The organism is Bacillus sp. RAR_M1_44, from assembly GCF_020165935.1.
Taxonomy (GTDB): Bacteria; Bacillota; Bacilli; order Bacillales; family Bacillaceae; genus Bacillus; species Bacillus altitudinis.
Genome location: NZ_JAIUKX010000001.1, coordinates 753,748 through 779,881 on the forward strand (window position 1 = coordinate 753,748; position 26,134 = coordinate 779,881).

The following is a 26,134-nucleotide window of genomic DNA, read 5'->3' on the forward strand; positions in this document are numbered from 1 at the left end:
GTGGTAAAGCAAATGGTCCTCTGCTAGGAAGCTTTCAGCCACGGCTTCCCTCTCTTTAAGCGGGTGTTCATTTGTTCATGTCCTTATCAATACGGTCTCTGTATGAAGTTACACCGTATTATAAAACGTTTTTTCGTGAAAATCAAGAAAGCTTTTCACTTTTCTTTTCCAAATGACTAGGAACAAATTGAACATGCTGTTCCTGAAACGAATGAGGAGGGAATACCTCAACTCTTTCTTGAAAAATATTTTGAATGGTTTGCACCATCGAGTGACCCGTATCATCTGTAAATAGGTCAATCTTTTGTGGCGCAATGGATACAAGCGGTGCAATCAACTGCGAATCAATATACATTGGATGCTCTCTTACAAACTGTCTGTCTATGTATTGTTTTTGATCACGCTCAGAAGCGTACCGAAATTCCCAAATCATCAGGCGGTCCTGATGTACAACATGTACTTTTTCAAGCTTAGGTTCTCTTGACATCACATAGTCTCGAAGGGATTGAATAAAGTTTTGATATTCTTGTTCCATTTTATATTCTTCGATGGATACTTCAACATAGTTCTTCAGCCTTCTGTCATACGCTGAGAGCCTAAATGTCATAAATGAACCAATGGAAAAAACACCTTTCTGTAAAGAAATCGTCTCAAGCTCTTTTTTTAACAGATCCTCCCTCGGCGGGTCTTGATGAATTCCAGGGATATCATCTAGATCCCCTTTCATGATGCTATGTGCGATTGAAAGAATTTGGTGCTGCTCTTCTGGATCTTTAAATAAGTATGTGTTTTCAAGGATGCTGCGCATGCGTTCATTTTCTTTGCATTCCAAAAAAAAGTGAATCAGTAATGTCCGCACAATGTGCTCAATGGCTTCTCCTGATTTTTTTGCTTCTATGAGAAGCCGATCTTTCCCTTGTTGAATCGAAATGTGATGCCGACTGTCCAAGTGTTCAGCAAGATGTAAAAAAGCGGCGGTATCATATTCATCTTCAAAGATTATTTCAAGCATGTTTGTCCCCCCTAACGACATCTGTTACATATATATGGGGGGAACATAAAAAATAGACGCCTAAAATAAATCAGGCATCTTTCTTTTTAAAATCAGTGGCACTGAGATAAAGATCAAATAAATCAAACAAACAATCGCTAAGGCGGCATAATTTCCGCTCACAAAGCTTGATCCAAGGACATTTAACGCCACAGTACCAGGTATTAACCCTAAAAAAGTCGCTGCAGCAAATGCACGATAATTCGCACGTGAAGCTGCTGCGGCATAACTGACAAAATCAAAGTGAATGGGTGCAATGCGTAATAAGAGGATATAAAGAAATCCATGCTCTTGAATACGGGACGTCACCGCTTTTAGCTTCCGATTGCTTGATTCGGTTTCCTGCTTGTTTGAACGGAAGGTTGAGGCAAGCAGGAAAGATCCTGTTGCACCTGCTGTCGCACCAGCTAAGGCATAAATGGTCCCAAGGACACTGCCGAATGCCAAACCTGCTGCTAGCGAAAAGACGGTGAGAGGGACAAGCACAAATGGACGAAAAAGTGATAAGAAAAGAAAGACAAAGGGAGCCAGCATCCCAAATTGAAGAATCCAATTCTTCACATCTTTCGGCGACAGTTGAAGATGCTGTTTGTTGAGCCACCATAGCACAGCAGCTACAACCCCAATCACGAGGAAAAGCAGCCATTTTCTTTTATTCATTGCATCCGCTCCCCTTCACGTGACCTATCTTTTTATAAATGACGGCGATTTTCCCCTTCAAGCAGAACTGGTTCAGCTAGGTAGAGAATACGTTCCATTAATCGAGCTGCCTTCACCTCTTCTTTTTCCCCGCGCTGTGAGTACGTAAAGTGATGCTTTAACTCATTCGGTGAGAAATTAGAAGAGAAAAAAGTCGGCAACTGCTCTGCCATGCGGTATTGCAAGATTGTTCCTAAAAGCTCATCTCGTACCCAGCTTGTCATCGACTCTGCTCCGATATCATCAAGCATTAAAATTGGTGTAGATTTGACCATATTCAGCTTTTCTTCGAGTGTATGATCAGCTAACGAATTTTTTAACTCTCTCACAAATTCAGGCACGTATACAAGGAGAGATGGATACTCTTTTACCGCTAGCTGCTGCGCAATCGCTGCCAGAATAAATGTTTTTCCGACCCCAAACTTTCCATGTAAATAGAGGCCTTTGCCCTTACCTGTTTCATCATAACTTTGCAGGAATTGACCTACTTTTTGAATGACTTCTTGTCTTCCAACCACATTTAAATCAGCAAACGTCGCTTGAAGAACATTCTGCGGAATATACATACTTTTCATAAGTTCTTGCTGTTTTTTCTGTCTATCAAGTCGCAGTTTGACAGGACAAGGGGAATATTCAATATCAATGCTCTGACCTTTGATCACAAGCTTCGGGTGATACCCGTCTAAAATGACATTTACATTCTCTTCCTCTAAGCAGTAAGAACAGCCCTTTGATTGTTGTACATATTCAAAGAGTCTGTTCAAACTGCGATTGATCATGTCTTCTTGGATGTCCTCTTGATGCTCCTTTAAAAAAGCTTTTACATCTTCATCAGCTAGGACACTTTCTTTAATCTGATTGTATCTCACGCGAAAATCTACCCGCCCTTTTAGCTGATCAAATGAACGACCGATCGGTTTCATCTCCATCTCACCTCACATTAATGTGCATTGTACTTTTTCATATTATTAAACTGATCTAACAATTTTTCTTTTTCTCGTTCGAGGTCCTCTGTAGACAAGTTATCTGTCTGTTCTTTTGGCTGTTCTTTCGTTTCAGCTTCTTTCATCCAGTCAGGCAGCTTCTCCTCGCGGATCACTTTTCCTGATCCATATGATTGACGCTTATTTTTTTGCTGCGCCCATTCTGTCATTTGCCTATTCTCTTCTTTGGCAATTTTCATAGCAGCTGCCACGGTTTTAATTTTCTTTCGCACCCAGTGGGCGGCAATTTTCTGCATATATGTTTTGGACAGCTTCATATCCGTTTTTAGCAGTGTATAGTAGATCAAGACATTCATGACCCCAGGCTCTAGCTGCTGCTCAAGCATAATATCTTCAACAATTCTTAAGTCTGCATACGTCGGCTCAATGCCATCTGCCATATCTTTTAGAAGCTCTCTAGGCGAAATATGATCAAGCTTTTCAATCAATTTCGCATCAGGCGCATCTGCACCTGAATTCTGCGTGACATTGTGACGTAAATGTCTTGGCTGTTTTTGATCAATCAGCTTCGGCTGTTCACCTCTGTATTCAATTTGATACCAGTCTCTCGCTGCTTTTCGCAGATCCTCAGTTGATATCATCTGATCTGAACCACAGGCACCTGCGACAATATTTTGCATTTGCAGTGGGGTGATGCCATAGACGACCGCTAACTTCTTAATTGTCTCTTTCACTTGCTTTGTCAAAGCCTTTCTCGGAATCATCATATCCGACATGCCTGCTAACAATAGATCAAAATCAAAAGATTCATCTGAAAGCGGTGCAGGCTGACTTGAGCCAACTGTCACATATTCGTAGCCCTCGTCAAGCGATGACGCCTGATTGATTTCCTCTGTCATCTTGCGCTCTCCTGGCTGCAAGACGTGAAACACTTCTTCAAACGATCGGGAGATGTTCTTTGCATCAGCAGGAACTCCTGGATAAGAAAAATAATCACGAAGCTGCATATATTTTGCTTTCTCTACCCGATGATACAAAAGGACATTCAGCATACCGTCTTGGAAAAATTCATCCGGTCTCAGCGGCGGCACGAGCTCATATGTAAACAGTCTGCCTTCTTCCGTTTCCTGTTCATATGTGCGGAGTAATCCGATCGCTTCAAGCTTTAAGCGCTCCTCAAAAATATCATTTAAATTCGTTTGCAGCATCACCATCAGCTGACGGTGAGGTGCGGGTTTCCCCCACATTCGATTTTGTTCCAGCTCTCCCCACAGCGTCATGTATAAACTGAAAGCGGACATGCCAATAAGCGGCTGATATAAAAGAGTAATAAGCTGTCTATCGATGTCACCGAGCAATGAAGCGCTTTTGACGACATACGGATCGACGGCTAGCACTTCCTTCCAATGCTCTGTCATATGCTGATCCTCCCTTAATACGGTTGTCTTCATTGTACACTCTTTTTGCGTTTTACGCTTTACGCAGGAAAAAGAGCATGAAGAATCTTCAGCTCTTTTTTAGCGTTCTTTCTTTAATAAATCTTTTAATTCATCAATAAATACATTGATATCTTTAAATTGACGGTATACCGACGCAAACCTGACGTAAGACACTTCATCAATTTTCGCCAGCTCGTCCATCACCATTTCCCCTACAAGCTCGCTTTTCACCTCTGACATGCCTTGGTTACGCAATTCCTTCTCGATGTTAAAGCAGACATCCTCGAGCTGTTTTAAAGCGACAGGACGTTTTTCACACGCTTTGATGAGGCCTCTCAGCATCTTTTCCCGGCTGAATTCTTCTCGAATTCCTTCTTTTTTCACCACAATCAATGGCAATTCTTCTAATTTTTCAAACGTCGTGAAGCGATATTGACAGCTTTCACACTCTCTTCTGCGACGGATGGACTTCCCTTCATCTACTGGTCTTGAATCAAGCACCCTTGTGCCAAGGTGCTGACATGTGGGACATTTCATTTCATCAGCTCCGATCTCTTCTTGGAAGTTGTTTGTCTAGTTCTTTATAGAGGGACAAAACAGCCTTTTGACTGTAGCCAAAGTCCGTTGGCAGCGCTGTTTCTGTTGTCACATTAAAATCGACAGCTGTTTCAAAAGGACGAATTGAAATGACAGTCGCCACGAGAAAAGCTTTTTTCGGCGTTCGTATGTTTGCGCTGATTTCACCTCGTTCTGCTGAAACAGATGTCACTTGATAGGAATCGTTTCTTGAAAGAACGGCTTCTACCGCTTGGAAAACTTGAGTTTGTGTCGATTTGTAGTAATGGCTTTTCAGCTCTGACACTGGATGATGGTCAGATGTTTCTGTATGATTTGAAATGAATCGTTTGAGCTTTTGTCCTAAAGTCATACACGTATCCCCTTTGTCATAAACCCTCTTCTTTATTTTATAAAAAAAACCTTTGTTTTCCTAGAACAAAAGTATAGACAGGTTGGATCATGCTGGATGCCCGTGTATGGAACAAATATAAAAAGGAGCATAACACAAAGGCATTTAATGCTTTTGGCCAGCTCCCATTGCAATCTTTTTTATGTTTACAGTGCTTTGGCTTGCGCCTGTTTCACTTGTACAGGTCCCATGCCTCGAGGAATTTCGATGTTTTCTCTTGTTTCAGCACCTAGTTCATCTCCGATATGATCTGCTGCAATATTCGGATCTAGATCGCCGCAAGTATAAACATCTATGCTCGCATAACCATGTTCAGGAAAGCTGTGAATTGTCAGATGAGATTCAGAAATAATGACAACTCCACTTACTCCTTGAGGTGCAAATTTGTGAAAAGCAACCTCTCTTACTTCAGCTCCTGATTTCAAAGCTGCATTTACAAACGTTTTTTCAATAAAATCCATGTCGTTCAGTTTATCACAGTCGCATCCCCATAACTCGGAGATAACGTGACGTCCGATTGTTTCCATCATGGACCCCCCTTAAACAAGAATGAAAGAGTGAAGTTCTAAGCAGCCGGACCGGACATATACCACGGGGGAAAGTTAGTCCAAAGAGGTCCTAACCCTTTAAGTATACCCGAATGAGTCTGCGAACAAGAAGTTCACGAAAAATAGTATACTTTGTTTAGACCCATTTTGCAAGCTGTGTTTTTAGTGGGATTTTCTCTCATTTCTTGAAAAGGGACGTTCAGTCTTCTTCATTTCAAACAGCTGAAAGCTCTTTCATCTGTGAACCAACAAACTTTACAAGATCAACCACTCTGCAAGAATAGCCCCATTCATTGTCATACCATGCAAGAACTTTTACTTTTCTGCCTTCCATCACCATCGTTGTAAGTCCATCAACGACAGCAGAATAAGGGTTTGTGTTAAAGTCTGTGGAGACAAGTGGTTCATCGGTGTAATCTAATATGCCAGCAAGAGATGTTTTTGAAGCCGTTGCAAAGGCAGCATTTACCTCTTCTGCTGTGACATCTTTTTTCAAGTCGACCACAAGATCAACCATCGACACATTTGAAACCGGTACGCGAAGTGCAAGTCCATGTAATTTCCCTTTCATGTGCGGCAGCACTAAAGAAAGCGCTTTAGCGGCACCCGTCGTCGTTGGAATGATGGACTGGGCACATGCTCTTGCCCGGCGCAAATCCTTGTGGGGGTTGTCGATATTTTTTTGATCATTTGTATAAGCATGAACCGTTGTCATTAAGCCGTTGTCGATGCCAAATTCATCATCTAACAGCTTGACAACTGGTGCTAAGCAGTTTGTTGTACAAGATGCGTTTGAAATAACTACGTGCTTTTCAGGATCAAGATCATCCTCATTGACACCCATCACAATTGTAACGTCTTCATTTTTACCTGGAGCTGTAAGTACGACCTTTTTCGCTCCAGCATCTATATGGCCCATCGCTTGATCTTTTGAATTAAATTTCCCTGTTGCTTCGATCACGATATCAATCCCAAGCTCTCCCCATGGAAGCTGCTTTGGGTCTCTATTATTGAGCAAAAGCACTCTTTTGCCATTGACAATCAACGCGTCATCTTCTGCTGTCACATCGCATTCGTAACGTCCATGATTTGTGTCATATTTAATTAAATGTGCTAGCGTTTCGGCAGGATAGCTTGCGTTCACCGCTACAATTTGAATTTGATCATCAAGCATTGCTTTTCTGAAGACCATGCGTCCAATTCTGCCAAACCCATTGATCGCTGCTTTTACCTTCATGAACAGGTCACTCCTCTATTATGTGTTATACTCAATAAATTTATTTATGAAATTAGTATATCACATTAGAATGTAATTGCCAGTATATAAACGTATATTTTCAAAAAAGGGCTGTTCTTTGCAATGAAATTGACGAAAAAAGCATAAAAAAAGAAGAGTACTGTATGTACTCTTACTTATCTGTATGTTCCCATTCGTTTAATATGTTCTCTAATTGCTTTCTAATAAAAGCGAGATCTTTTGTGTTTTCTATCACACGGTCTGCTTTTTGGCATTTCTCCTCAAGAGGCTGCTGGGAGTGAATGCGCTTCAGCGCTTCTTCCTCACTCAGGTCGTTTCGATTCATGAGCCGCGACAGCTGCAAATCAGGCGTCGTGTACACAACAATGATACGGTCGACTAGCCCTTCCAGCTTGCTCTCGAATAGGAGCGGGATATCAAGCACAACAAATGTTTCATTGTTGCTCACCCCTTCATCACGCTGCTCGAGCATTTCCTTTCTGACTTCAGGATGAACGATGGCATTGAGCTTTTTTCTTTTCTCTTCATCAGAAAAAATGATCGCTCCAAGCTGCTGCCGGTTCAGTTCACCATTTGGCAGAAGAACCTCTTCACCAAAAGTTTGAACGATTTGATGAAGGGCAGGCGCTCCTTTAGAAACCGCTTCTTTTGCAATGATATCTGCATCCACCACCCGAATGCCTTTCTCTTTTATCATCTGCGAGACTGTGCTTTTTCCGCTAGCAATCCCGCCTGTTAATCCAATGACGAGCGTCAATTCGTTTCCTCCTTTACAGCTTCCACACCCCAATTAAAATGAGCAACAGCCCTGGTAAGCATGCGAGTTTATCGATCCAGCGCCAATTGGCCAAATAATGACCTGCACGCAGTCCGATGCATACAAAAAGAGAACTCATCACAGCGACCGTGATGCTCATGACAATTGGAGAAAAACCAAGAATCGCTGCACCAATTCCTGCACCAAATGCATCGATGGATAAAGCAATTCCAAGAAGCACCGCTTCCATTCCATTAATGGTGCCAGAGCGGTCAATATCTGCACTTGTAGGCTTTCGCAAAATATGAATGACAAGCCCAAGAGACTGCACTTCTACATTGAGAAGTGTTTTTTCATGAAGGAGCAAATCACGCTCTTTCGCTGGTTTATAAAATTGATACAGAACCCAAAGTCCGATGGCAATTAAGATGCCTCCACCCAGTTTATCTGTCACTGAGACAGGGAGGAATGTCGTGAGCAGGCTGCCAATCAGCATGGAAATGAGCAACACAATTCCTGAACAGCAAGCAATAATAACGATGGCTTTAAATGGAATCCTCATCTTGCGAAGACCATACGTAAAACCTACAGAAAAGCTGTCAATGCTGACGGCAATAGCTAAAAACAGAAGCGAAAACGAAATCATACCTGTACTCTTCCTTTCTGTTCATGCAACGATGATCAAGAGTCTCTAGGCGTCCTTAGACTCTTCTTCACTATATGAAGAGCAGGTGGGCTGTGTGTCAGTCTACACCTTGCTGAAAAAAGAATGTTTTTTATCGTATGCATGGCAAAAAGGAAGCATGCTGACGGCTTACTTTTATGAAGGGCGTTTTTGGCAGGTCACACAAAAATGAGTGCCGCGCCCTCCAACCACTGTTTTTTCTATGATACTTCCGCACGTCTGGCAAGGTTCTCCCCGCCGGTCATATACAAGAAGCTGTAATTGAAAAGTCCCAATATCACCTTGTGAATTGATGTAGGAACGAATGGTGCTACCTCCTGCATCAACAGCCACTTGAAGCGTATCAATAATATGTTTGTGGAGCACCTTGCAAGATGCAAGACTTAGCTGATTCGCTTTTGTTTCTGGATGAATGCCTGATTTAAACAGCACTTCATCTACATAAATATTACCAAGGCCAACCACAATCTTTTGATCAAGTAAAGCCGTTTTGACCACGCGGGAGGTTTTCTTTAATTGCTCCCATAAATATTCTGGTGTAAATGAGTCTGAAAAAGGTTCATACCCCAGCTGTGATAGCGGAAGTTCTTTTTCTTCTTCGCCTGGCTGAAATAGATGCATCGTCCCAAATTTACGGACATCATGGTACCGAAGTTCGGTACGATCTGTGAACGTAAAGACGACGTGTACATGTTTATCATAAGGCTCACCAGTTTCATGTACACGGTATTTCCCTTCCATTCTTAAATGGGAGACCATCACATAGTGGTCTAAATGAAAGAGTAGAAACTTCCCTCTTCTTTCAATGGTTTGAATGGTTTCTCCTACCATCCTTCTAGCGAACTCTTCCGGTTCCCCAGGACGTTTGATGATATTTGGCCATTTGATATCGACCGTTTCAATCGTTTTTCCTTTGACTAACCGCTGAAGAGTGCGCCGGACGGTCTCAACCTCTGGTAATTCCGGCATGCTCCTCGCTCCTTTTTCTCTCTCTTTATTTTGCGTCGTACCAAGATGGACCTGAAGCGAAATCGACTTTTAGCGGCACATCGAGCTGAAGTGCATTTTCCATGACTTCAGGGACGATTTTTTCTAATATGGCGATTTCTTCTTTTGGCGCTTCAAAGATCAATTCATCGTGCACTTGCAATAACAGATTTGTCTGCAGGTTCTCTTCTTTTAACTTTCGTGCCATATCAATCATCGCTTTTTTGATGATATCGGCGGCACTGCCTTGGATCGGTGTGTTCATTGCCGTTCTTTCCGCAAAGCTTTTCACATTAAAATTGCGACTTGTAATATCTGGAATATATCGTCTACGTTTAAGAAGCGTGGTCACATACCCTTTTTGTTTTGCTTCCTGCACGATGTCCTCCATATAGGTTTTCACGCCTTTAAAGCTTGTTAAATAACGTTCAATGAAGGCCGCTGCTTCTTTTCTTGTGATCCCAAGGTTTTGAGACAGTCCATAATCACTAATTCCATACACGATTCCGAAGTTGACAGCTTTGGCCTGTCTTCTCATAGAGGAAGTCACTTCTTCTTCTGAGACATGGAACACATCCATTGCTGTTTTCGTGTGAATATCCATATCTTGCGTAAAGGCTTCAATCAAGTTCTCATCTTGAGAAATGTGCGCGAGTACACGCAGCTCAATTTGAGAATAATCAGCCGCAAACATGAGCCAGCCTTCTTTTGACGGGACGAACGCTTGACGAATCTTTCGGCCTTCTTCTAAACGAATCGGGATGTTTTGAAGGTTTGGGTCTGTTGAGCTTAGTCTTCCTGTTTGTGTAAGTGCCTGATTAAATCTTGTGTGCACTTTATGCGTATCTTTGCGCGTCACTTTCATTAAGCCTTCCACATAAGTGGATTGCAGCTTTCCTATTTGACGGTAATGCAGAATGGACCGAATAATTTCGTGCTTGTCTTCAAGCTTTTCAAGGACATCCGCAGACGTAGAGTAGCCTGTTTTGGTCTTTTTGATCATGGGTAGTCCTAATTTTTCAAATAAAATCACACCAAGTTGCTTCGGTGAATTGATGTTAAATGTTTCTCCTGCTAACCGATGAATGGTTTCTTCATATTCCTTCAGCTTCTTCGTGAGTTCTTCACCCATTTTCTGAAGACGTTCAACATCCACTTTTACCCCAAGAGATTCCATTTCACCTAAGATGAGGGCAAGTGGCAGCTCTAAATCTTCATACAGCTCATGCTGATCATTTTTTTCTAACGCTTCAAGGGTCAAATCATGCAGCGCAGAGATCGCTGCTGCTTTTCTTCCAAGATGGTCTTTTAGCTCTTCTTCAGGTGGAATCGCCTGTTTCGCTCCTTTTCCGTAAACTTTTTCATCGGAAAGGGCAATGTTCAGGCCATATTCCTTCGCCACACTTGCAACGTCCTCATAAGATTTCTGCGGATTGACCACATAGGAAGCGAGCAGGACATCGTTATCGACACCTTTAAGATCGACATCATGCCATCTGAGGGCAACAACCGCTCTTTTGGAATCAAAGACCCATTTCTTCTTCGTTTCATCCTGTACCCATTGTTTAAATGCTTCAGATTGCAGAGCATCTTCTTTTGTCATAAAAAATGCACCGTTCTCATTATGGATCGCAAACCCTATCAAATCGGCTTCGTGATAATTGTCTCCTAGCTGTTCTACCACAAGTGCAGCGTGATCTGTCAGCATGTCCTCCGTAACATCTGCCATTTTCTTCACATCTATTTCATCTATTTCAACTGGTTCATCTGATTCTGGCGCTTCTCCTAAACGCTCTAGCAGCGTTTGAAAGCCCAGTTCTTTATAAAGCGAGATGACCTGCTCCATGTGAGGACCTTCATAGGCGAGCTCTTTGCTTGATACATCTATTGGTGCTTCTACGAGAATCGTCGCCAGCTTTTTACTCATCACCGCTTGTTCTTTATATTCTTCAAGCTTTTCTTTTAGCTTTTTCCCGCTGACTTCGTCAATATGATCAAGCAGATTTTCAACCGTTTCAAACTGCTTTAGTAATTTGATCGCTGTTTTTTCACCAACACCAGGCACGCCAGGAATATTGTCTGATGAGTCTCCCATCAGCCCTTTCATGTCGATGATTTGATCTGGCCTGAGTCCGTATTTCTCTTCAATATGTGCCGGTGTGTAATATTCTACTTCTGTGATACCTTTTTTCGTAATGGCTACTGTTGTATGGTCTGTTGAAAGCTGCGTTAAGTCTTTATCTCCTGAGAAGATCTTGACCTCAAAGCCGTCCTTTTCTGCCTCTACAGCCAGTGTGCCGATAATGTCATCCGCCTCGTATTGCGGAAGCTCGTACCTTTTCACTTGATAAGCATCTAATAGCTCACGGATGAATGGCATTTGTTCTGATAGTTCTGGCGGAGTTTTTTGTCTTCCGCCTTTATATTCCTTAAACGTCTCGTGACGGAAGGTGGTTTTACCCGCATCAAATGCTACGAGCATATGAGTCGGCTTCTCGTCTTCAAGCATCTTCATTAAGATCATCGCAAAGCCATAAATGGCATTTGTATGTACGCCTTTATCATTGGATAATAGCGGTAAAGCAAAAAAAGCTCGATAAGCGAGGCTGTTTCCATCCACAAGTACTAATTTCTTTTGATCTGTCATCTTTTAATCCTCCATCGACTGAGCCGGCTCAGCCGTCTCTTTCGCACATTGTATGTTCATTTTATCAAAGTTTATTTTGAAAAGAAAATAGACGAGCCTGCATAAAAAAGGGACGAAAACAACAAGTGTTTTCGTCCTTCCAAAATTGGCTCCTTGGATGAAGGGGTTCCTATACATCCTACCAATGATTGATTAACAAAACATGAATTCATTGTAAAGATCATGTAAATTTTAACGCCACTTTCCATTCTTCTCTATTTTGACTTTAAACTCACGGTAAACGTCGTCCCTTTGCCTTGTTTGCTATGAACAGAAATCGTTCCTTCATGTGCTTCGACAAGGTGTTTGACAATGGCAAGACCCAGCCCTGTACCGCCTGAGTTTCTACTTCGATCTTTATCAATTCGATAAAACCTCTCGAATATTCTTGGAATTTCACTCTTTTTCATACCGATCCCTGTATCTGCTACATCAAATTCATAGCTGTCTTTCCTCTGTCTTGCTGTGATCGTGACACTTCCTCCCTCTGGTGTATAGGTGAGAGCATTATTGATCAGGTTGAGGAAAATTTGTTTTAATCTCAGCGGATCTGCCATGACATAGACCGGCTCTTTCGGGACACGCACTTGTAGGTCAATGCCTTTTTCAGCAGCCTTTTGTTTTAGCAGCACTTCAATCTCTTGAATGATTTCTGTCGCATTGGCTTCTTGAATATTCAGCTTAAAATGCTGCTGTTCAATTTTCGAGAGATCAAGTAAGTCTTGGATGAGCGTTTCTAAACGAATACTCTCTTTTAGGATGATAGACAAAAATTGTGTCAGCGCTTCTTTGTCGTCAATGGCACCATCCAGAAGTGTTTCAGAAAAGCCTTTAATTGACGTGATCGGTGTCTTTAATTCGTGTGACACGTTAGCGACAAAGTCTTTTCGCATCTGTTCTAGCTGCTTTGTTTCTGTCACATCATGAAAGACAAGAACAATTCCTTTCCATTCATCGTCCGTACTTAAGATCGGAACACCATCGACTTGGAAATAACGCCGCTCGATGTCAACAGCGAGACGTAAGAACTTTCGGACCTTGGTTTCTGTCATGAAAATTTCGTCTATTAATTCAATAATCTCTTCATGGGTAAAGGCTTCATGATACAGCTTGTGCATGTAAATGTGTTTTTGCACTTTGAATTGCTTGCGGAATGTTCGATTGACTAAGTGGATATAGCCCATTTTATCAATCAAAATAATCCCCGCTCCAATGTTTTCAATGACTGTTTGCAGACGATCTCGCTGCATTTCGCCAGCGCTTGTCATGTCTTGAAGACTTTCTGCCAGACGCTTCATTGATGTATTGAGTTCACTTGTTTCAATGATCAGCTCTTCAAAGTTATTTGTATCATAGTTCCCTCGTTCAAGCTGTTTGGCCACCTTTGTGGCATAATCAATCGGCTTTACATACTTCATCGACATGCGATAGCCAAAAAAGACGATGATAATGATGGCTGAACCAAGACAAAAGGCTAATGCAAGCCAGAGCTGACCATCAATCTCATTCAAAGGCTGGAATGAAGCATGAAGAAATAAATATCCCGCCGGTTCGTTTTGTTTCATCATTGGAACTGCATAATGAAACAGCGCATCCTTCTCATCCTCAATGAACGTTCCTTTTGTTTGGAGCTGCTCACTTTTCAGTGTGTTTAAAATGACAGCCCTCTGTTCTGCTTGACCCGTTGTATGTATGATATTCCCCTTCACGTCCACAATCGACGCATTCATATCGAGATGCTGCTTTGCTTGATTGAGAATTTTCTTGTTTTGCTCCGCATTCAAATCTTCCACATTCATTGAAGAAAGGAGAAAACTCGATTCCTTTTCCATTCGTTCGGTTAATTTTGTTTCATAAAAAATATGAAACATATGATCCAAGAAAAGACCAAGCGCAACAAACACAATAAACAGGAGAAAAATGAGCCCAGAAAAAAGGCGGGTTCTCACTTTACTCATTTGGCTTTGGCTCCTCCAATTTGTAGCCTAAGCCTCGAATGGTTTTAATATATGTTGGTTTTTTCGTGTTCTTTTCAATTTTGTCCCGCAAGTGGCTGATATGCACATCCACAATACGAGTATCACCTGCAAAGTCATAATTCCAAACCGCACTTAACAATAGATCACGCGTAAGGACACGGCCTTTATGCTTAGCCAAATAAAGAAGCAGTTCAAATTCCTTTGGCGTAAGCTCTAGACGTTCTTCTTGGAAATAGACTTCGTAATGTTCAGGTAAAATGCGCAGGTCTCCAATTTTGATTTGGTCTGCAATGATCTCTTCCTTCTCTTCTTGCACGGGAGCCGGCTGAGATTGCTGTGCTCTTCTCAAAATGGCTTTTACCCGAGCACCCACTTCTCTAGGACTGAAAGGTTTTGTCATGTAATCATCGGCCCCAAGTTCAAGACCGAGCACCTTATCAAATTCATCGTCCTTTGCTGTCAGCATTAAAATAGGGAACATCATTTTTTGAATTCTCAGTTGTTTGCACACTTCAATGCCGTCCATTTTCGGAAGCATTAAATCAAGCACAATCAGATCAGGCTGTTCACTTGCTGCTTTTTCAAGCGCTTCTTCTCCGTCTCTTGCTGTGACGACATCGTAGCCCGCCCTTTCAAGGTTATAGCTTAGAAGTGTTACAATTGATTCTTCATCATCCACAACTAATATTTTTTTATTCATGTTGTGCCTCCAATTAGTGATTTCCCCTGCATCCGGTTTTTTGTATCTTATGTGAAAAGCGAGAAGTCATGCTTTCTCTTTCATTTTAACGAAAGCTTAACAAGAGAACAATTTAAAATTTCGACAAGATTGGCTTTGTAAACAAAAAGAAGACTCCTCATACGAGAAGCCTTCTCAGCGTGTAGACAAACCCTCGCATTCGGTGTCAGTCCTGCGCGCTGGTGCTCACGAATGTCAAATTCGCTCCGCGCCAGTACTCGCCCTTCCTAGACTGCAAAGGTTTTCTATCACGCTGAAAAGAAGACAAAGGGCTAAAATAAACAACATTTTAGCCCTTTGTCAACAATCTGAAAGAAGACTTCTCTTACGAGAAGCCTTCTTTTTTATTCATATTAAGACAATACTTTCATGACGTTCTTTACAGATTCAACAGAACGGTCAAGCTGACTTCTTTCTTCTTCTGTCAGCTCAAGCTCGATGATCTGCTCAAGGCCGTTTCCACCTACGATTGTTGGAACTCCAAGGTAAATGCCTTCGTAGCCATATTCACCTTCAAGGTATGCAATCGTCGGCATGACGCGGCGTTGATCTTTTAAGATCGCCTCAACCATTTCAACGAGTGAAGCAGCAGGTGCATAATATGCACTACCGTTACCTAATAGGTTGACGATTTCACCGCCGCCTTTTCTTGTTCTTTCAACAATTGCATCAATTCGCTCTTTAGGAATTAATGTTTCCAGCGGGATACCGCCTGCATAAGAGTAACGTACAAGAGGAACCATGTCGTCCCCATGTCCGCCAAGAACAAAGCCCGTCACATCTTTCACAGATAGGTTTAATTCTTGAGCAACGAACGTACGGAAACGTGCTGTATCAAGAATTCCTGATTGTCCGATGACTCTTTCTTTTGGTAATCCTGATTCTTTATAAACTGCATATGTCATTGCATCAACAGGGTTTGTTAACACAACAATGATCGCTTCTGGAGAATATTTAACGATTTCACGTGTCACACTGCGCATGATTTTTTCATTTGTTGACACGAGGTCGTCACGGCTCATTCCCGGCTTTCTTGCAATTCCTGCCGTAATGACCACGACATCAGAACCGGCTGTATCTTCGTAGTTAGAAGTTCCTGTAATATTCGCATCGAAGCCTTGAACAGGACTTGCTTCCAGCATGTCAAGTGCTTTCCCTTTTGTCGGGTTCTCAAGCTGAGGGATATCCACTAATACGACATCCGCTAATTCTTTTTGAGCTGTTAGAAATGCTGTAGTTGCTCCAGTAAAGCCTGCTCCGATGACAGATACTTTTTTACGCTTGTTTGCCATTTCCTTTTTCCCCTTTAACTTTAAAGTTTAAGAATCAAGACAAGTTTTTGATGAGCTCGTCAGCAAACTCAGAACATTTCACTTCTGTTGCACCGTCCATTAATCTAGCAAAATCGTACGTGACGACTTTAGATGCAATTGTTTTTTCAACAGATTGAATCACTAGATCAGCAGCTTCTTGCCATCCAAGGTGCTCAAGTAAAAGCACGCCTGATAGAAGAACAGAAGATGGATTCACTTTATCAAGACCAGCATATTTCGGTGCTGTTCCGTGAGTCGCTTCAAAAATAGCGTGTCCTGTTTCGTAGTTGATATTTGCACCAGGTGCGATACCAATTCCACCAACTTGTGCTGCAAGTGCATCAGAGATGTAGTCTCCGTTTAAGTTCATTGTTGCGACAACATCGAACTCAGCTGGACGAGTTAAAATTTGTTGAAGGAAAATATCTGCAATGCTGTCTTTGACAATGATTTTGCCAGCAGCTTCTGCTTCACTTTGCGCTTTGTTTGCCGCATCTTTTCCATCTTGTTCTACAATACGATCATATTGTGCCCATGTAAAGACTTTGTCGCCAAACTCTTTTTCAGCCACTTCGTAGCCCCAGTTTTTGAAGGCTCCTTCTGTAAATTTCATGATGTTTCCTTTGTGAACAAGTGTCACAGATTTACGGCCTTGGTCAATCGCATATTGGATCGCTGCTCTGACAAGACGAGATGTTCCTTCTTCAGAAACTGGTTTGATTCCGATACCTGATGTTTCTGGGAAACGGATTTTATTCACACCTAATTCGTTTTTCAAGAAGTCGATTAACTTCTTCACTTCGTCTGATCCTTTTGCATACTCGATTCCTGCATAGATATCTTCAGTGTTTTCACGGAAGATGACCATGTCTGTGTCTTCTGGACGTTTCACAGGAGATGGTACGCCTTGGAACCAGCGAACTGGACGTAAGCATGTGAATAAATCAAGCTCTTGTCTTAGTGCCACGTTCAATGAACGGATTCCTCCGCCAATTGGTGTTGTCAGTGGTCCTTTGATCGCGATTAAATATTCACGAATGTCTTCAAGTGTTTGCTCTGGAAGCCACTCGCCAGTTTTATTATAAGCTTTTTCACCTGCATATACTTCTTTCCAAGTGATTTGCTTTTCACCTTTATATGCTTTTTCTACAGCTGCTTCAAGAACTCTTGATGCTGCTTTCCAAATGTCAGGACCGATTCCGTCCCCTTCGATAAACGGGATAATTGGATTATTTGGTACATTCAATACGCCGCCAGTAACTGTAATTTTTTCGCCTTGTGACAATGATATTACCTCCCAGGTTATGTAGTGAATATTTGAAACTTCCAAGCTTGATGTCTGCAAGCCAAGAAGTTTTTCACGTGATTCGTTTTTTGTTGATATGGAGGCTGATTATTGGTTTAGATGGATCAGCCTCCACTATTCTATAAACATTAGTCTCTTTCACTGATCGGAACAAACGTTTGAAGATCAGGTCCAATATAGTCAGCTCTTGGACGGATCAGACGGTTGTTGTCATATTGCTCTAAAATGTGAGCAATCCATCCAGAGAATCGGCTGATCACGAAAATTGGTGTAAACAAGTCATGATCAATCCCAAGACTGTGATAGACAGAAGCAGAATAAAAATCAACATTTGGTGGAAGATTTTTCTCTGATGTCACGATTTCCTCTGCGCGTACAGACATTTCATACCATTTTGGCTCGCCTGTGAGATTTGTTAAGCGCTGGCTCATTTCTTTTAAATGTTTTGCACGCGGGTCACCCTGGCGGTAAACGCGGTGGCCAAAGCCCATAATTTTCTCTTTCTTCTCTAGCTTACCATGAATATAGGAATCTACGTTTTCAACTTCGCCAATTTCTGACAACATCTTCATTACGCCTTCATTTGCGCCGCCATGAAGTGGTCCTTTCAATGCGCCGATAGCTGCTGTTACACCAGAGTAGATATCTGATAGTGTAGCAACACATACACGTGCTGTAAATGTCGATGCGTTTAATTCGTGATCCGCATGTAGAATGAGCGCTTTATCAATCGCTTCAATTTCTACTGGTGAAGGCTCTTCGCCGTTTAGCATATATAAGAAGTTTGCAGCATAGCTGTATTCTTCTTTTGGCTGTACAGGCTCAAGTCCCTTTCGAATACGTGAGAATGCAGCGACAAGTCCAGAAATTTTCGCTTGTAAGCGAATGGCTTTTCTGTAATTCGCTTCTTTGTCCATAATCTCTGATTCGTCATCAAGTAAACCTAATAAGGATACCGCTGTACGAATCGCAGACATTGGATGAACCCCATCCAGCGAATAAGATTTAAAGTGCTCAATGATCTCTTGCGGAATATGAGCATTTTCATTGAGCTGCTGCTTTAACTCGCTTAGCTCCTGCTCATTCGGCAGCTTTAAGTGCCATAACAGGTAGACAATTTCTTCGAAAGTCGCTTTTTCAGTTAAATCATCGATATTGTACCCTACATAAGTAAGAGTATCATCAATAATTGAGCTTACGGATGAAGTTGTTGCCACGATACCTTCAAGACCTCTTGTTGCTGTCATGTTCAATCTCCCCTTTTTAAAAAGATTCCCCTTCGTTGCAAAATTCTCGCTTTTTGAAAGCGCTATCCAACCAAAATAGGCTGGCAGGTTTAGAAAAGAAAATGCTTACATTTACCTATACGGTTAGAGCGCTTTTAGCCTCATATCTCTTGTTTGATCAATGAGTTCAAAATTAAGCCTATTCCCATTATAAACAATAATCAGACATTTGTTAAATGTTTAACTATAATTTTTTTTGATATTTTTTTTTCCAGCCTTCCGGTTCGGGCATGGAATAAAGGGATTTTGCTTCTTTTAATATATTTAATTATGTTTTTTTGCAAAAGCTCACGTCAGAAAAAATATCAAAAGAAAGTGGCATGAGCCACTCTCTTTTTAACCGCTGAAAAATTTCACTGCTTGCATCGCTAAATAGGCAATTCCAGCACCAATCAGCGGGCCAACAGCCACACCTTTGAATAAGCTGACTGCCAAAATCGTACCGAATACAAGTGCTGCTGTGATATGCGGATCGTTTTCGAGTAGCACAATGCCGTTTTTTGCAATTAATGCTACTAATATACCCGCTCCGAGTGCAATCCAAGCATAAGAGGATTTCATTGCTTCTCCAAGCTGTTTAAATCCAATGTCCCCTGTTGCGATCGGTACAAGCACTGCGATCGTGATGACCGTCACACCCCAATTGATACCTTTTGATTGCAAAACCGGGAAAATTTTTTGGTCCAATCCAATGAGTTTAATCGCAATCAGCACAGAAACCGCTAAAATTAACGAATTGTTCTTCGCTATGAGTGCAATGACGAGTAAAAGAATTAAAAATAAATTGGCTTGAGTGAACATATGCCGCCCCTTCCTTTCTTTTTATTGCGACCTTTTCATATTACTAATCTTTTTGAATAAAATGAAGTATCGGACATGCTTGTTTTTTGGAGGGGATTGTGTGAATCACACGTATGTGGCCATTTTTTTGCGAAGTTTGATGATTTTCAGCATCGCCGTTTGTGCGGTTGTTTTTTTATATCAGTCTTTTCCGTTTTTATATCCATTTTGGATTGCATTTGCCGTGTCGTGTTTGATTCATCCAGCCGTATGTAAAATCGAAAACATGACCGGGATGCCAAGAGGTTTTGTTGTCATCATTGTGCTATTACTCTTTTTAGTGGCAGCAGCCGGATTCATGACACTTTTAGTGGCGGAAATCATTTCAGGAAGTGCTTATTTAGCAAAGGTACTGCCAGGTCATCTTGATCAAATGATTGGGATTGTGGAACGTTTTTTCACGGATCAGATTTTGCCTTTATATCATGATTTGACTGCTCAATTTAATACACTTCAAGCAGGTCAAAAGGAGTCGATTTTAGGACAAATCCAAGCACTTGGTGACGAAGCAGCGGCAAAAATCGGGACTTTCCTTTCAAAAACTCTTGAATTCATTCCAGCTTTTTTAGGTCTTTTGCCTGATGCAGCAGCGACGCTTTTATTTTCCGCACTAGCGACTTTTTTTATCACAAAAGATTGGTTTACATTAAAAAAATATGGTTCTCGTATCTTTCCCGCCAAATGGATGCTTCATACACGTGCCATTTTATCTGAAATCAAAAAAGCCATTTCTGGCTTTATGAAGGCCCAGCTTCTCCTTGTTGCCATGACCATTGGGATCGTGCTGATTGGGCTTTTCATCTTAAAGGTCGAACATGCGATTGTGATCGCTCTATGTATTGGTCTAGTTGATTTACTTCCTTACATCGGGAGTGGCACCGTTTTTCTTCCGTGGATCATTTACTCCGCCATGACAGGAAATCTTTCACTCGCCATTGGACTGGGCATTTTGTATATTGTGGTGCTCATTCAAAGACAAATATCAGAGCCAAAAGTCTTAAGTAAATCAATTGGTCTTAATCCTTTAGCAACACTTGTGGCACTGTTTGTCGGGTTAAAATGCTTTGGTTTTCTTGGACTTGCACTCGGTCCCGCTTCTCTTGTCGTTTGGCAGGCGTTTCGTAATGCAGGGGTTTTCAGAGACCTTTATCAGTACATTCGGTATGGTGCGCAAAAGTAAAAGAGACCTGATGCGAAGGTCTCTTTAGCGTATAATCGTATAGCGTTTGCGATTGGACATGTTTCTAAGCCAGCGCTCAAAGAGCGGTTTGATCCGTTTTCTTGTCATGGGAATGAGCAACACAGCACCAATCAGATCAGAAAGGAATCCAGGTATGAGCAGCAGCAAACCACCGATCAGAATGCAGAAGCCATCGACAATGGTGGCCCCTGGCATTTTGCCATATTGTAAATCTCGCTGCACTTTCTGAAATGCCTCTATTCCTTGTTTTCTTGCAAAGTAAGCACCTAATGCGCTTGTTAGCACAATGACTAGCATCGTTGGTAAAATACCAATGATGTTACTTGAGATTAAAAATAAACTAATTTCCACTGCTGGGAACAGAATCAATAATAGTAGAAAATATTTTTTCAAGCCATATCACCTCATGGGGTCTCTTTCATCGAAAGCTGTTTACTTTTTTTAGTGTAACATAAAAAAAGAGAGGAGTCAGACAACTCCCCTCGTGTGTGATTTAAAGGACGCTTGCACGGCCTTTGTAGATCGCTCCGCGTGCTGGATCTACTGTAATCTCTTCGCCTTCTTTTAGAAGTGTTGTGGCACTGTCAAGACCGACAATGACTGGAATACCAAGACTAAGCCCAACGACTGCTGCATGGCTTGTTAAACCGCCTTCTTCCGTGATAAGTGCAGATGCTTTTTCTAAAGCACCCATCATGTCACGATCTGTGCAGTTTGCGACAAGAATCGCACCATCGTACATTTTTTCCTCTGCTTCTTTTCCGCTTTGTGCAATAACAACCGGTCCAAATGCAGATTTGCGGCCAATTCCTTGACCCTTCGCAATGATGTCACCGACAACATACACTTTCATTAAGTTGGTTGTACCTGTTTCACCAACTGGCACACCAGCTGTAATCACGATTAAATCACCATGTCTTACATAGCCTGTTTCAATTGACTTTTCTACTGCATTCTCAAGCATTTCATCAGTAGATGTCGTTTTTGAACCGCTCTTTGCAAATACACCGAATACGAGTGAAAGTTTTCTTGCCACTGATTCGTTTGCTGTGACTGCTACGATTGGTGCTTTTGGTCTATATTTTGAAATCATTCTCGCTGTATGACCGCTCTCAGTAGGTGTCACAATTGCCGCCACATCAAGCTTCATAGCTGTGTGCGCAACAGATTGACCGATCGCATCTGTAATGCTGACTTCTACTTCTTCGCTTCTGCGAGAAAGGATCGCTTTATAGTTAAGTGCTTCCTCTGAACGTGAGGCAATGTTGTGCATCGTTTGCACAGCTTCAACTGGATATGTTCCTGCTGCTGTTTCACCAGATAGCATGATCGCATCTGTACCATCAAAAATAGCATTTGCCACATCACTTGCTTCTGCACGAGTTGGACGCGGGTTACGCTGCATGCTATCCAGCATTTGAGTTGCTGTGATGACAGGCTTGCCTAAACGGTTGCATTTTTTGATTAGCATTTTTTGAACAAGTGGTACTTCTTCTGCCGGAATCTCTACACCAAGATCTCCACGCGCGACCATCAGTCCATCTGATACCTCAAGGATTTCATCGATGTTATCAACGCCCTCTTGGTTTTCAATCTTCGGAATGATTTGAATGTCAGCTGCGTTGTTCTTTTCAAGCAGCTCACGAATCTCAAGAACATCAGAAGCTCGTCTTACAAAAGAAGCTGCGATGAAATCGACACCTTGTTCAATTCCAAACAGAATATCATTGGCATCCTTTTCTGTAATACCCGGCAAGTTCACACTCACACCTGGTACGTTGACACCTTTTTTGTTTTTCAGTGTACCTGTATTCATCACTTTTGTGACGATTTCTTTTCGGTCCTTATTTAATTCTTTTACTTCTAGACCAATCAGACCATCATCTAATAAGATGGTTGAGCCCACTTCTACATCATGAATTAAATCTTCGTACGTCACACTGATTTTTTCAGTGTTTCCCACAATGTCTTCCATACTCACGATAAGATCAGCACCAGCAACTAACTCAATTGAGCCGTTTTCAACTGTACGTGTACGGATCTCTGGACCTTTTGTATCAAGAAGGATCGCAATGTCCTTGCCTAAAGTTTTACCTGCTTTGCGAATGTTTTCAATTCGTGCACCATGCTCTTCAAAATCTCCATGAGAGAAGTTTAGTCTGGCTACATTCATTCCTGCTTCAATCAATTCAGTCAGCTTTTCAATGCTTTCACTTGCTGGACCGATTGTACAAACGATTTTTGTCTTTCTCATTACTGTTCCTCCTAAGGTCTTCTCGTTTTATATAGAGAGCTCTTGTGAAAGTCGGTACATATTTTGATCGACTGTATGCTTTTTATCTAAGATGTCTAAAATATCGTGATGAACGAGTTCGTTGCTTTGAATGCCTACACAGCGTCCGCCTCTTCCTTCAAGAAGAAGTTCTACTGCATACGCTCCTAAGCGACTTGCGAGCACTCGGTCAAACGCACTTGGAGAACCTCCACGTTGAATATGTCCTAAGACAGATACACGCGTTTCAAGGCTTGTCTCCTCTTCAATTCTCTTACCAAATTCGACACCGCTGCCTACGCCTTCTGCGACGATGATGATACTGTGCTTCTTGCCGCGCTCATGTCCTCTTCTCAATCTGGCAATAATTTCGTCCATGTCATAGTCTGCTTCAGGAATCAAAATCGATTCAGCTCCGCCTGCAAGACCTGACCAAAGGGCAATATCCCCTGCATGTCTTCCCATTACTTCCACTACGTATGTACGTTCATGAGATGTGGCTGTATCACGAATTTTATCAATGGCATCAATGACTGTATTTAGTGCTGTATCAAAGCCAATAGTGAAATCAGTACCAGGAATGTCATTGTCAATCGTGCCAGGGACACCTACACATGGAAAACCGAGCTCTGTTAACTTCTTCGCTCCCATGAATGAGCCATCTCCACCGATGACAACAAGTCCTTCAATACCGAATTTTTTTAAGTTCTCAATCCCTTTTTCACGACCTTCAACTGTCTTGAATTCAGGACATCTTGCCGTGTAAAGTTTTGTTCCCCCGCGATGAATGATATCGCCTACTGAACCTATTTCGAGTTTCTCAATTTTACCGTTAATTAGACCTGAATATCCATTATAAATACCGTAAACTTCTACATTATGGTAAATTGCTTTCCTTACAACTGCGCGCACAGCTGCATTCATTCCTGGGGAATCCCCACCGCTCGTTAAAACTCCTATACGCTTCATCTTTTTCACCTCAGAGACCATATATGAATTAAACATACCATTTCCACTGCTTGAAAACAATCATGAGCAAAACCGGATGTTTTCAATACGAATTTCTAAAACCGTACTTATTATACAATTAAATAAAATGTTTTTAAACAAAAGTTAAGAAAGTCATGAAAGCACTTTGTTCAAAAAACAGTTGATTCAAGTGCTCTAAACCTTGTCAAATCAACGTTTTCAGACGTTTCAAATTTTATGAAAACAAAAAAAAATTATTTTCAAATAGCGCTTACATCAGATCGTTTTGATGAAAAAAGACGAAAAAAATAAACGCCAGCCAAAAGGCTGTACGTTTATTTAGTTTACCCCAATATATTGATTTTCAATCGATACTTTGCCGATTGCTTTGTATTTTTGATATCTTTGTTCGACTAATTCTTCAGGCGATTGTTTGAGCAAAGATGTAAGTGACTGTTTTAATGTTTTTTCAATGTAGGCTGCTTGTTGTTTCACGTCTCGGTGTGCTCCACCTTGCACTTCTTTAATAACATCATCTATAATATCTAATTCTTTTAGGTCTGGAGCGGTAATTTTCATTGATTCTGCAGCTTTTTTTGCAAGTGATGAGTCCTTCCAGAGCAGTGCTGCTGCACCTTCAGGTGAAATCACTGAATATGTTGAGTTCTCTAGCATAAATAGGTGGTTTCCTACGCCTAAGCCTAGTGCTCCGCCACTTCCGCCTTCTCCAATGACAATACAGACAACCGGTACACGAAGTCCTGCCATTTCGAAAAGGTTTTTCGCAATTGCTTCACTTTGCCCGCGTTCTTCAGCTGCTTTACCAGGATAAGCTCCTTTTGTATCAATAAAGCAAATGATTGGACGATTAAATTTATCTGCTTGTTTCATCAAGCGCAATGCTTTACGGTAACCTTCTGGATGCGGCATCCCGAAATTACGGCGCAAGTTTTCTTTTGTGTCTTTTCCGCGCTGATGACCAATGACTGTGACAGGAAGTCCTTTAAACGTGGCAATTCCTCCAACGATGGCTTCATCGTCACCATAAAAACGATCACCGTGACATTCGAAAAAGTTATCAAACAGCTCTTGAATGTAATCGAGAGTTGTTGGGCGCATCGCATGACGAGCAATTTGCACTCTGTCCCACGGCTTTAAATTTGTATAAATGTCTGTTTCAAGCTTACTCAGACGTGTTTCAAGGCGCTCAATTTCCGCACTTAAATCCATCTCTGAGTTTTGTGTGAACTTTTTCAATTCATCAATTTTCGCTCGAAGTTCAATGACAGGTTTTTCAAATTCTAGTTCTCCAGCCACTCTCGTTCACCTCCTGTGCTGTGTAATGCTAAGATTTGGCCTAATGTTTCTTTCATTTCTGCACGGTGAATCACAGCATCTAGCTGACCATGCTTCATTAAAAATTCAGCCGTTTGGAAGTCCTCTGGTAGGTCTTCACGAATGGTTTGTTCAATGATTCTGCGACCAGCAAAACCAATTAATGCACCAGGCTCTGCAAAGTTGTAATCACCGAGAGACGCAAAACTAGCTGATACACCACCAGTTGTCGGATTGGTCATCACAGAGATAATCAGACCTTGATCCTCGCTGAACAGCTTTAATGCTGAACTTGTTTTTGCCATCTGCATTAGACTAAGAATCCCCTCTTGCATTCTTGCTCCTCCAGATGCAGTGAAGATGATAAATGGCACCTTGTCCGCTTTTGCTTTCTCAATAGCTAATGTAATCTTTTCACCAACGACTGAGCCCATGCTGCCCATACGGAACGTGGCATCCATGACAGCAATGACAGCACTTTGACCTTTAATTTCACCTTTTCCTGTTACGATGGCTTCATTCAAAGATGTTTTTTCTCTGTCTTTCTGAAGCTTTTCTTCGTAGCCTGGGAAACCGAGCGGATTCTCAGAAATGAGGTGACCGTTAAATTCTTCAAATGTGCCTTCGTCTACAAGGCTTTCAATACGTTGTTTTGCATTCATTTGCAAATGTCTGCCGCAATTCATGCAAACACGTAAATTTTTATCTAGTTCTTTGGTGAGCATTATTTTTTTACATTGCGGACATTTGGTCATGATACCTTCAGGCACATCTTGACTTGCCTGTTCAGAGGGTACAGATGCATATTTTTTCTTTTTACTGAAAATATTCTTGATTGACAAATGACTACCTCCCTTTTTGAAGGGTTTTTTC

The 26,134-nt window shown here is 41.6% G+C and carries 24 protein-coding genes and 1 other annotated feature (1 of these 25 cut by a window edge); of the genes, 1 reads left to right on the forward strand and 23 read right to left on the reverse strand.

What is annotated here, in order from left to right; translation table 11 throughout:
- Positions 1 to 99, reverse strand: a binding site (T-box leader); it reaches 149 nt to the left of the window's first position.
- Between the two features lie 43 nt (positions 100 to 142).
- From ytxC to LCD34_RS04130, 18 genes are all read right to left on the reverse strand, one after another.
- The gene (ytxC, locus tag LCD34_RS04045) at positions 143 to 1,012 is read right to left on the reverse strand and encodes a putative sporulation protein YtxC (RefSeq protein ID WP_008346029.1); all 870 of its coding nucleotides are present in this window, start codon (positions 1,010 to 1,012) and stop codon (positions 143 to 145) included.
- 60 nt (positions 1,013 to 1,072) lie between these two features.
- Entirely contained in the window at positions 1,073 to 1,711 is a 639-nt protein-coding gene (locus tag LCD34_RS04050; RefSeq protein WP_017358261.1) for a TVP38/TMEM64 family protein, read from the reverse strand.
- A gap of 32 nt (positions 1,712 to 1,743) precedes the next feature.
- Entirely contained in the window at positions 1,744 to 2,673 is a 930-nt protein-coding gene (gene dnaI, locus LCD34_RS04055; RefSeq protein ID WP_008346034.1) for a primosomal protein DnaI, read from the reverse strand.
- Between the two features lie 17 nt (positions 2,674 to 2,690).
- A complete protein-coding gene (locus LCD34_RS04060; protein ID WP_017367826.1) occupies positions 2,691 to 4,112 on the reverse strand; it encodes a replication initiation and membrane attachment family protein in 1,422 nt (473 codons plus the stop codon).
- Positions 4,113 to 4,211: 99 nt separating this feature from the next.
- Complete coding sequence (gene nrdR, locus LCD34_RS04065; RefSeq protein WP_003216720.1) at positions 4,212 to 4,670, reverse strand: transcriptional regulator NrdR; 459 nt, start codon at positions 4,668 to 4,670, stop codon at positions 4,212 to 4,214.
- A 4-nt stretch (positions 4,671 to 4,674) separates the two neighbouring features.
- Positions 4,675 to 5,061: a hypothetical protein gene (locus LCD34_RS04070; protein WP_017358264.1), complete on the reverse strand. Its 387-nt coding sequence runs from the start codon at positions 5,059 to 5,061 to the stop codon at positions 4,675 to 4,677.
- A gap of 185 nt (positions 5,062 to 5,246) precedes the next feature.
- A complete protein-coding gene (speD, locus tag LCD34_RS04075) occupies positions 5,247 to 5,627 on the reverse strand; it encodes an adenosylmethionine decarboxylase (RefSeq protein WP_003216492.1) in 381 nt (126 codons plus the stop codon).
- Positions 5,628 to 5,862: 235 nt separating this feature from the next.
- On the reverse strand, positions 5,863 to 6,885 hold the full coding sequence (locus tag LCD34_RS04080) for a glyceraldehyde-3-phosphate dehydrogenase (protein WP_008346043.1): 1,023 nt from the start codon (positions 6,883 to 6,885) through the stop codon (positions 5,863 to 5,865).
- A gap of 172 nt (positions 6,886 to 7,057) precedes the next feature.
- The gene (gene coaE / locus LCD34_RS04085; protein ID WP_224558565.1) at positions 7,058 to 7,663 is read right to left on the reverse strand and encodes a dephospho-CoA kinase; all 606 of its coding nucleotides are present in this window, start codon (positions 7,661 to 7,663) and stop codon (positions 7,058 to 7,060) included.
- A 13-nt stretch (positions 7,664 to 7,676) separates the two neighbouring features.
- Positions 7,677 to 8,309 carry a sporulation membrane protein YtaF gene (gene ytaF, locus LCD34_RS04090; RefSeq protein ID WP_007501684.1) on the reverse strand — a complete coding sequence of 211 codons (633 nt, stop codon included), beginning with the start codon at positions 8,307 to 8,309 and terminating at the stop codon, positions 7,677 to 7,679.
- A 174-nt stretch (positions 8,310 to 8,483) separates the two neighbouring features.
- Entirely contained in the window at positions 8,484 to 9,317 is an 834-nt protein-coding gene (gene mutM, locus LCD34_RS04095; protein WP_224558566.1) for a DNA-formamidopyrimidine glycosylase, read from the reverse strand.
- A 25-nt stretch (positions 9,318 to 9,342) separates the two neighbouring features.
- Entirely contained in the window at positions 9,343 to 11,982 is a 2,640-nt protein-coding gene (gene polA, locus LCD34_RS04100; protein WP_224558567.1) for a DNA polymerase I, read from the reverse strand.
- 254 nt (positions 11,983 to 12,236) lie between these two features.
- Positions 12,237 to 13,979 carry a two-component system histidine kinase PnpS gene (gene pnpS, locus LCD34_RS04105; RefSeq protein ID WP_224558568.1) on the reverse strand — a complete coding sequence of 581 codons (1,743 nt, stop codon included), beginning with the start codon at positions 13,977 to 13,979 and terminating at the stop codon, positions 12,237 to 12,239.
- Complete coding sequence (locus LCD34_RS04110) at positions 13,972 to 14,700, reverse strand: response regulator transcription factor (RefSeq protein WP_007501691.1); 729 nt, start codon at positions 14,698 to 14,700, stop codon at positions 13,972 to 13,974. Before LCD34_RS04110 ends, pnpS begins: the two co-directional genes overlap by 8 nt.
- 392 nt (positions 14,701 to 15,092) lie before the next feature.
- Complete coding sequence (gene mdh / locus LCD34_RS04115; RefSeq protein ID WP_008346058.1) at positions 15,093 to 16,031, reverse strand: malate dehydrogenase; 939 nt, start codon at positions 16,029 to 16,031, stop codon at positions 15,093 to 15,095.
- 34 nt (positions 16,032 to 16,065) lie between these two features.
- On the reverse strand, positions 16,066 to 17,337 hold the full coding sequence (gene icd / locus LCD34_RS04120; RefSeq protein WP_008346060.1) for an NADP-dependent isocitrate dehydrogenase: 1,272 nt from the start codon (positions 17,335 to 17,337) through the stop codon (positions 16,066 to 16,068).
- A gap of 149 nt (positions 17,338 to 17,486) precedes the next feature.
- Positions 17,487 to 18,605: a citrate synthase gene (citZ, locus tag LCD34_RS04125; RefSeq protein WP_008346063.1), complete on the reverse strand. Its 1,119-nt coding sequence runs from the start codon at positions 18,603 to 18,605 to the stop codon at positions 17,487 to 17,489.
- A gap of 375 nt (positions 18,606 to 18,980) precedes the next feature.
- Entirely contained in the window at positions 18,981 to 19,445 is a 465-nt protein-coding gene (locus LCD34_RS04130; RefSeq protein ID WP_017367832.1) for a DUF441 domain-containing protein, read from the reverse strand.
- A 100-nt stretch (positions 19,446 to 19,545) separates the two neighbouring features.
- On the opposite strand from LCD34_RS04130, the gene ytvI reads away from it, so the two are divergent.
- Positions 19,546 to 20,664, forward strand: coding sequence for a sporulation integral membrane protein YtvI (gene ytvI, locus LCD34_RS04135; RefSeq protein WP_025207772.1), 1,119 nt, complete (start codon positions 19,546 to 19,548; stop codon positions 20,662 to 20,664).
- 24 nt (positions 20,665 to 20,688) lie between these two features.
- On the opposite strand, the gene LCD34_RS04140 is transcribed toward ytvI, so the two are convergent.
- The 5 genes from LCD34_RS04140 to accD all read right to left on the reverse strand — a co-directional run bounded on the left by LCD34_RS04140 (position 20,689) and on the right by accD (position 26,103).
- Positions 20,689 to 21,078 (reverse strand): FxsA family protein, encoded by a 390-nt coding sequence (locus LCD34_RS04140; RefSeq protein ID WP_007501703.1) that lies wholly within the window; start codon positions 21,076 to 21,078, stop codon positions 20,689 to 20,691.
- Positions 21,079 to 21,178: 100 nt separating this feature from the next.
- Complete coding sequence (gene pyk / locus LCD34_RS04145; protein WP_008346071.1) at positions 21,179 to 22,939, reverse strand: pyruvate kinase; 1,761 nt, start codon at positions 22,937 to 22,939, stop codon at positions 21,179 to 21,181.
- Between the two features lie 27 nt (positions 22,940 to 22,966).
- The gene (gene pfkA, locus LCD34_RS04150) at positions 22,967 to 23,926 is read right to left on the reverse strand and encodes a 6-phosphofructokinase (protein ID WP_017358271.1); all 960 of its coding nucleotides are present in this window, start codon (positions 23,924 to 23,926) and stop codon (positions 22,967 to 22,969) included.
- 339 nt (positions 23,927 to 24,265) lie between these two features.
- Positions 24,266 to 25,243, reverse strand: coding sequence for an acetyl-CoA carboxylase carboxyl transferase subunit alpha (gene accA, locus LCD34_RS04155; protein ID WP_008346075.1), 978 nt, complete (start codon positions 25,241 to 25,243; stop codon positions 24,266 to 24,268).
- Complete coding sequence (gene accD / locus LCD34_RS04160) at positions 25,228 to 26,103, reverse strand: acetyl-CoA carboxylase, carboxyltransferase subunit beta (RefSeq protein WP_008346077.1); 876 nt, start codon at positions 26,101 to 26,103, stop codon at positions 25,228 to 25,230. Before accD ends, accA begins: the two co-directional genes overlap by 16 nt.
- Positions 26,104 to 26,134 lie beyond the last annotated feature (31 nt).

Bases quoted from the DNA above. Each gene is read 5' to 3' on its own strand.
- ytxC (WP_008346029.1), bottom strand. From the start codon at position 1,012: ATGCTTGAAATAATCTTTGAAGATGAATATGATACCGCCGCTTTTTTA.
- mdh (WP_008346058.1), bottom strand. From the start codon at position 16,031: ATGGCAAACAAGCGTAAAAAAGTATCTGTCATCGGAGCAGGCTTTACT.
- nrdR (WP_003216720.1), bottom strand. From the start codon at position 4,670: ATGAAATGTCCCACATGTCAGCACCTTGGCACAAGGGTGCTTGATTCA.
- LCD34_RS04080 (WP_008346043.1), bottom strand. From the start codon at position 6,885: ATGAAGGTAAAAGCAGCGATCAATGGGTTTGGCAGAATTGGACGCATG.
- polA (WP_224558567.1), bottom strand. From the start codon at position 11,982: ATGACAGATCAAAAGAAATTAGTACTTGTGGATGGAAACAGCCTCGCT.
- pnpS (WP_224558568.1), bottom strand. From the start codon at position 13,979: ATGAGTAAAGTGAGAACCCGCCTTTTTTCTGGGCTCATTTTTCTCCTG.
- LCD34_RS04050 (WP_017358261.1), bottom strand. From the start codon at position 1,711: ATGAATAAAAGAAAATGGCTGCTTTTCCTCGTGATTGGGGTTGTAGCT.
- LCD34_RS04110 (WP_007501691.1), bottom strand. From the start codon at position 14,700: ATGAATAAAAAAATATTAGTTGTGGATGATGAAGAATCAATTGTAACA.
- ytaF (WP_007501684.1), bottom strand. From the start codon at position 8,309: ATGATTTCGTTTTCGCTTCTGTTTTTAGCTATTGCCGTCAGCATTGAC.
- pfkA (WP_017358271.1), bottom strand. From the start codon at position 23,926: ATGAAGCGTATAGGAGTTTTAACGAGCGGTGGGGATTCCCCAGGAATG.
- LCD34_RS04070 (WP_017358264.1), bottom strand. From the start codon at position 5,061: ATGACTTTAGGACAAAAGCTCAAACGATTCATTTCAAATCATACAGAA.
- mutM (WP_224558566.1), bottom strand. From the start codon at position 9,317: ATGCCGGAATTACCAGAGGTTGAGACCGTCCGGCGCACTCTTCAGCGG.
- LCD34_RS04130 (WP_017367832.1), bottom strand. From the start codon at position 19,445: ATGTTCACTCAAGCCAATTTATTTTTAATTCTTTTACTCGTCATTGCA.
- LCD34_RS04060 (WP_017367826.1), bottom strand. From the start codon at position 4,112: ATGACAGAGCATTGGAAGGAAGTGCTAGCCGTCGATCCGTATGTCGTC.
- citZ (WP_008346063.1), bottom strand. From the start codon at position 18,605: ATGACAGCAACAAGAGGTCTTGAAGGTATCGTGGCAACAACTTCATCC.
- speD (WP_003216492.1), bottom strand. From the start codon at position 5,627: ATGGAAACAATCGGACGTCACGTTATCTCCGAGTTATGGGGATGCGAC.
- dnaI (WP_008346034.1), bottom strand. From the start codon at position 2,673: ATGAAACCGATCGGTCGTTCATTTGATCAGCTAAAAGGGCGGGTAGAT.
- pyk (WP_008346071.1), bottom strand. From the start codon at position 22,939: ATGAGAAAGACAAAAATCGTTTGTACAATCGGTCCAGCAAGTGAAAGC.